Annotated in this window: 4 protein-coding genes and 1 tRNA gene; 1 reads left to right on the forward strand and 4 read right to left on the reverse strand. The window is 44.6% G+C overall.

Going from position 1 to position 6,633, the window contains the following annotated elements; genetic code table 11:
* Window positions 1–127: 127 nt before the first annotated feature.
* The 3 genes from mutL to tsaE form a co-directional block, all read right to left on the reverse strand.
* Window positions 128–2,290: a DNA mismatch repair endonuclease MutL gene (gene mutL / locus OH460_RS24775; protein ID WP_269999872.1), complete on the reverse strand. Its 2,163-nt coding sequence runs from the start codon at window positions 2,288–2,290 to the stop codon at window positions 128–130.
* 75 nt (window positions 2,291–2,365) lie between these two features.
* On the reverse strand, window positions 2,366–4,087 hold the full coding sequence (locus OH460_RS24780) for an N-acetylmuramoyl-L-alanine amidase (protein ID WP_269999873.1): 1,722 nt from the start codon (window positions 4,085–4,087) through the stop codon (window positions 2,366–2,368).
* Window positions 4,081–4,545, reverse strand: coding sequence for a tRNA (adenosine(37)-N6)-threonylcarbamoyltransferase complex ATPase subunit type 1 TsaE (gene tsaE, locus OH460_RS24785; protein ID WP_008223947.1), 465 nt, complete (start codon window positions 4,543–4,545; stop codon window positions 4,081–4,083). The genes OH460_RS24780 and tsaE overlap by 7 nt, the downstream gene beginning before the upstream one ends.
* Before the next feature lie 222 nt (window positions 4,546–4,767).
* Between tsaE and queG the strand changes: the two genes are divergently transcribed.
* Entirely contained in the window at window positions 4,768–5,910 is a 1,143-nt protein-coding gene (gene queG / locus OH460_RS24790) for a tRNA epoxyqueuosine(34) reductase QueG (protein WP_269999874.1), read from the forward strand.
* A gap of 632 nt (window positions 5,911–6,542) precedes the next feature.
* Here queG and OH460_RS24795 read toward each other — a convergent pair.
* Window positions 6,543–6,618: transfer RNA gene (locus tag OH460_RS24795), tRNA-Gly, on the reverse strand.
* Window positions 6,619–6,633: the final 15 nt, after the last annotated feature.

Consider the following 6,633-nt stretch of genomic DNA (forward strand, 5'->3'; position numbering starts at 1 on the left):
TTTCTCAGTTATAGCGCTTTGTAGCAAAGGGCTTTTGTCACGAGGGATTCGCGTTCAAAAAAGCGTCCATCGTAAAAATAAAATCATACACAGCCTAAGCCGTAAACTAGCTCAATTTATCAATAAACTAAGCCATAAATGCCGCAATAGTCGCCGAAAAGTCGATAGGATTAACAAACTCAGGATCATCTAATGGAAGTAGACCATGCCAAAGTTGTTCAAGTTCCCCAACTAATTGAACCGCTTCAGATAAAGTGTAGTCGCTTTTTACTTGTGCGGTTTGAATCCCGATCCAGTTAACCAAAGCTGACAACATGTCATTAGGTTGCTTCACTGCACCCTGGGCATTTATTGAAGCCGCGTACGATAACAGATCTGGGATCAGAATTTGTAAGTTTTGCTGTCTTAATGGAGAAGGAACCCCCATCACCATAATGGCTTCACTATTTCGAACTTTAAGCTCAATACCAAGACGAGCCAGTGGTTGGCTCAATGCCTTCGCCACCTCAACCAATTCACTGCCAATTTTAAGCGATAAAGGCACCAGTAATGGCTGGCTTTTTAATGCCCCGCTTCGTGTATCCAGCTGGCCAATAACGCGCAATAATTCCGCTTTAGCCAAGGAGACCAACACGCAACCATTCTTATTGCCCATCATCAGGTACTGACGCTCGACAATCGAGACCGCCTTACCTAATTCAGTGACTGGTGTTCTTGGCTTCGACTGAGGCAACTCAGTATCGCTTGGCGCTGTTTGCGTCACCGGCTGTTGAGCATCTGATGGCTCCACCGTTTGGCGCTCAAAATCTGGCGTTTTCAACAGCTCTTTGTAAGCGCTCACCTCACGCTTCGAAGGTGCAGGTTCGGCGTGGTGTTGATGTGACTCTTTCTCTTTCTTCGGAGCCGGTCGTGATTCTATCCACTCTTGACGAGGCGAACCGGTAAAACTGGTTTCACGAGCAGACGAGTTTCGGTTAACAGGTGAGCCCAAATTACTTGAAGAGCCTCTATTCGACGCTGAACTATAGTGCTGACCACCATCATTAACGCTATGTTGAGCCTGGTTATAAACTTGCTCGGATTCTGCTTTTCTCGGATAGGCTGGAGTCTGCTCAATCGCATGTCGCACTCTTTCAGAAACCTGCGATTGTTCCGAATGAGCTGGGACATAGCTTTCTGGAGCGCTAAAGCTCGTCATATCTTCCGCTTCAGGCACGGAACTATCTTGTTGATAGTTAGGGGCTTCTGATTGATGGAAAGCAGATTGATTAATCGGCGCCGCATCGATTTGCTTACTTTGTGCTAGACCATCACTCAATGCCTGATAGATGAAGTCATGCACCAGACGAGCCTGATGAAAGCGCACTTCATGTTTAGCAGGATGAACATTCACATCGACTTGATGCGGGTCCAGTTCAATGAAGAGTACGTAAGTTGCAAATTGGTCTGGACGCAAGCTGGTTTCGTAGCTTTGACGAATCGCGTGATTGATCAGTTTATCACGCATCATGCGACCATTCACATAGCAGTATTGTAAGTCGCTTTGCTGTCTTGCCCCTTCTGGCGTGGTGATCCAGCCATGAAGTTTCAATCCTTGGTGCTCAAGCTCTATCTTAAGCATATGACGAACAAATGGATTACCACATACCGCAGCAATTCGTTTTTCGGCTTGAACCTCTGTCTTAGCAGCGCGGTACTGACGAATCATCTTGCCGTTGTGACGAAGATTGATCGTCACATCAAAGCGACTTAATGCGATGCGCTTAAGCAGCTCATCAATATGAGTGAATTCGGTTTTTTCAGTACGTAAGAATTTTCGGCGTGCCGGGGTATTGAAAAACAGATCCAGCACTTCAACCGAGGTGCCAATTGGATGCGCGGCAGGCTGCAATTTTACCTGCATGTCTCGGCCTTCACTGTGCGCCGCCCAAGCTTGATCTTGAGTAGCAGGACGTGAGGTCATGGTTAAGCGCGCTACTGAGCTAATACTCGCTAGCGCTTCACCACGGAAACCTAGGCTGACGATCGCCTCAAGGTCATCAAGAGTATGGATTTTAGAGGTAGCGTGGCGACTTAGTGCGAGAGCAAGTTCATCTTTTACGATGCCCTTACCGTTATCACGAACACGGATCATCTTGGCGCCACCTTTCTCGATATCAATATCGATACGTGTCGCGCCGGAATCCAAACTGTTCTCAACCAGCTCTTTTACAACAGAGGCTGGCCTTTCTACCACTTCACCCGCTGCGATTTGGTTCGCTAAGCGAGCTGGCAGTATTTTGATCGTCATATTTATAGCTACCTTACTGCCATTCATAGAAGCCCTTCAAAGTTTAGAAGGCACTTCTATGTTAGTTAAACTCGATTATTTATGAGGAATAATCAGCACTTGTCCAATCGCCAGTTCATCAGAGCGTAGCTTATTCGCTTGGCGAATGCTGTTCACACTCACGCCGTACTTCGCGGCAATCTTGCCTAAGTAATCACCTCTTGCGACTTTATGTTTGCGCAGAGGAACATCCTTAACCTCAACCGTAATACGTAACTTTTGACCCACTCTCACCGTTTCTGATTTTAGACGGTTCTCACGTTTAATATCAGCTACAGATACTTTATAACGGCTAGCGATCTTACCTAAGTATTCTCCAGACTTAACCGTGTGAGTGATAGTCTTAGTTTTAACCGTACTGCTTGATGATGAGCTTGAAGCACCGCCTGGAATCTTAAGCACTTGGCCAATCGCTAGGCTGCTCGACTTAAGATTGTTGTACTTCATCAATGCTTGTGTCGATGTTCCGTACTTACTCGCAATCACAGATAATGACTCACCACGAGACACCTTATGCTGACTCACGCTGCCTGTTGATGATGTCGCATTCGACAAGATAATCCCTTCTGGCGGGTTCGTTTTCAGGTATTTCACCACAGCTTTAGTTACCGCACGTGCAAGCTTATCTTGGTGCGAACGTTGGAAAAGTAACTTCTCTTCCGTTGGGTTTGAAATAAAGCCCGTTTCTACCAATACCGATGGGATCTGTGGTGAGCGCAATACTGCCAAGCTCGTATTAATCGGCTTACTGTTGTGTAGCTTAGCGACTTTACCCATTTCAGACAGAATCGCTGTTGCCAGTTTATAGCCCTCTTTTTGAGAATGGCTAAACTGCAGGTCCAACAAGGTTTGGTTTACGTTCTTATCATCAATATTGCTAGTGAAAGCAGCGCCGCTGCCCCCCAACAATTCTGATTGCTTCTCTTTATTCTCAATCCAACGGGAGATTTCTGTATTCGCACGTCGAGTGTTCAATACAAACACCGAACCGCCTCGAGGTTGAGGTGTGGTAAACGCATCCGCGTGAATCGAGATCAACAGGTGAGCTTCATTTTCACGAGCGATAGCAACACGTCGATTGAGGTTTACGAAGTAGTCAGCATTGCGAGTCATGCGAGTTTTGATGCCCGGAACCGCATTCAATTGAGCAGCTAACTTCTTTGAAATACTCAGCGTCGCATCTTTTTCATATTTACGACTTGGACCAATCGAACCAGGGTCTTCACCACCATGGCCAGGATCAATCACGATCAAAATGTCTTTCTGACGCTTAACCTGGTTAATATCTTTGCTTACCGTCGGCTTGCTCGGAGTTGTCGCAGGCTTACTCTTGCCCGCAGCACCATGAGGCAGATCGATCACCAAGCGGTGCCCGTATTGGCCGCCCGGTGTTGGGCTCAACTTAAAGAGTTCAGCTTTAGAAGATTTCTTCAATTCGAAAACTAAGCGATAGGTTCCCTTCTGTGGGGGAGAGCTTTTACGAACTTTAGACAGTACTGGGCTGTCTTTCACCACCACCGGTAGCTTAGTGGCCAATTCGGTATTTTTTAAATCGACAACCAAGCGGCTTGGGCTACTCAGTGTGAAATAGCTAAAGTCGACCTCAGATTTAAGATCGATAACCACACGCGTTTCTTCAGGTGAAGGCCAAACCCTCAAACCTTTTAGTGAATTCGCAGAAACCAGTGATGAAAATAGTAAGGAGAAAACAGCAGCCATCATGGCTACTGTTGGAAAAAGGCGTCTAGAAATCAACATAACTCCAACTGACTAAGTAAGCGCTGTCCGTATTCACTATTAGCGGTTAAAGAAACAATACGGTGATCGTCTTGGTAACGAATATCAATATCCATGTCCGCTTCTGGCAGTAATCCATAACCCTTCTCTGGCCATTCAACCAAACAGATCGCGTCAGGCGTAAAGTAATCACGAATCCCCATAAACTCGAGTTCTTCAGGATCGGCTAGGCGGTAAAGATCAAAGTGATATACCTGCCAATCTGCAAGTTGATAAGGTTCAACTAGAGTATACGTGGGGCTCTTTACATTTCCTTGATGACCAAGTGCTTTTACAAAGCCGCGACTAAACGTCGTTTTACCTGCGCCAAGATCACCATGCAGATAAATCGTTGTCTGCTGTGAGCAAAGATTAGAAAGCTCCGTTCCTAGTTGAATCGTTGCTTGTTCATCTTTCAAAGTAAATTGTTTAGTGCTCATGAATACGTTCTCTAAAAATCGATCGTTGACTATATAAAAATCAAAAGAACAAGAATAGTAAACCGTGATGCTTTTGGGAGACAAGCACTCAAGTGTAAGTTCTATGAAAAATACTGCTCAAAACACGTCTGTTCTGGTCAACACCACTAAGATCCGTTAAGATCCGCCCCCATTTTTGCCGAACCGAATTTTAGTTATCCTTATCTCTATAAGAATGAAGCCATGAATCTAGACCATCTTGCTGAAAAAATTAAAATTTGGGGAAAAGAGTTAGGCTTTCAAAAAGTTGGCATCTGCGATGTTGATCTCAGTGAACACGAAGCTCCTCTCCAAGCATGGCTAGATGCAGGTCACCACGGCGAAATGGATTGGATGGCTCGACATGGAATGATGCGTGCACGTCCTAATGAACTTCACCCAGGAACCATTCGAGTCATCAGCGCCCGAATGAACTACCTACCACCAGAAGCTCAATTTGCCTCAAACCTCAGTGATACCACTCAAGGTTATATCAGCCGTTATTCTTTAGGCCGCGATTATCACAAATTGTTCCGTAACCAATTGAAAAAGCTGGGACAAAGAATTGAAAAAGAGGTCGAGGGTTTAGACTCACGCCCTTTCGTCGATTCAGCGCCTATTTTGGAAAGACCACTTGCTCAAAAAGCAGGGCTAGGCTGGACAGGCAAACACTCACTCATTCTCGATAAAGACGCAGGCTCTTGGTTCTTCTTAGGAGAGCTACTGGTTAACATCCCTCTTCCAACGGATGAGCCGAGTGTTGACGAATGCGGCAAATGCACCGCATGCATCACCTCCTGCCCAACCGGCGCCATTATTGCGGATGGTGTGGTTGATGCTCGCAAATGTATTTCATATTTAACGATTGAATACGATGGCGTAATCCCAGAAGAGTTCAGAGAAGCGATTGGGAACCGGATCTATGGTTGTGATGACTGCCAATTGGTCTGCCCATGGAATCGGCATGCTGATATCACTGAACAAAAAGACTTCCACCGTAGAGAAGATTTTCAAGAAGCCGATCTCGTTTTACTCGCAAGCTGGGATGAAGCGACCTTCTTAAAGAAAATGGAAGGCTCAGCGATTAGACGCATTGGCCATACCCAATGGTTACGCAATATCTATGTTGCTATGGGTAATGCGCCATTCCAACAACGTATTGTTGAAACGTTAGAGTCTCACCGAGGTAATAACGACCTGTTAGATGTTCATATCGAGTGGGCTTTAGAAAAACAATTACAGCAATTGCCGAGCATTATTGAGGTTCAAAAAGGTAACAGCAAAGTTGCAACTAAAAAGCATCGGCTGATACGCATCGTTGAGAAAGGACTACCAAGAGATGCTTAGCCCTATATATGCCAATGCATGAGAAGCTAGCTCTTACTAACAGTCCAATATTTAAGACAACCCGTTGCACATAATTTTAGAACAATGTTTGACCTTGTTCTCAATTTTGACAATGTGGAAAAAATTCAGAACTCTCGTAAACTTCCGACACCTGCGCAAAGTTAAACACAGTACCGATAAATGATTAAGATCAAAAAACAACAAGTTAACGATCTTTCGCCTAATTCCACAGACGCACCTAAACCCATAAAAAACAACAAGTTACAAACGCCAGAATTCAGCTAATATATTGAAAATAAGAAAGATCTTTTTGGGATATATAAAGAATTAAGCCTGAAATAACTTTATCAACCAAGTTATCCACATCTAACTATTTGTGGATAAGTCTGTTTATAGATGTGAAAAACCTCAAGTATCTGCTTCAGAGACCTGATGTTTACTAGCATTCCAGTTGCTAAGAAAAATTTAAGACAAAAAAATATCCACCATGATGGAGGATTATTTGCTTTTTTGGGGGATTATGCTTCGCAGCATTAAAGAAAGAGCGTGACCTTTGTGGTCGCCTTTAAACTCTGTGATCTAAAGAACAACACGGTGGTTTAAAGTACTTATTAGCTTTTTTAGAAGAAAGCTGGAGCGATACATCGGGTTCGAACCGATGACCTCAACCTTGGCAAGGTTGCGCTCTACCAACTGAGCTAGTATCGCATAAGTTAACCGCTA

It is taken from the genome of Vibrio sp. Makdt (assembly GCF_027587015.1).
In the GTDB taxonomy this organism is placed as follows: domain Bacteria; phylum Pseudomonadota; class Gammaproteobacteria; order Enterobacterales; family Vibrionaceae; genus Vibrio; species Vibrio chagasii_B.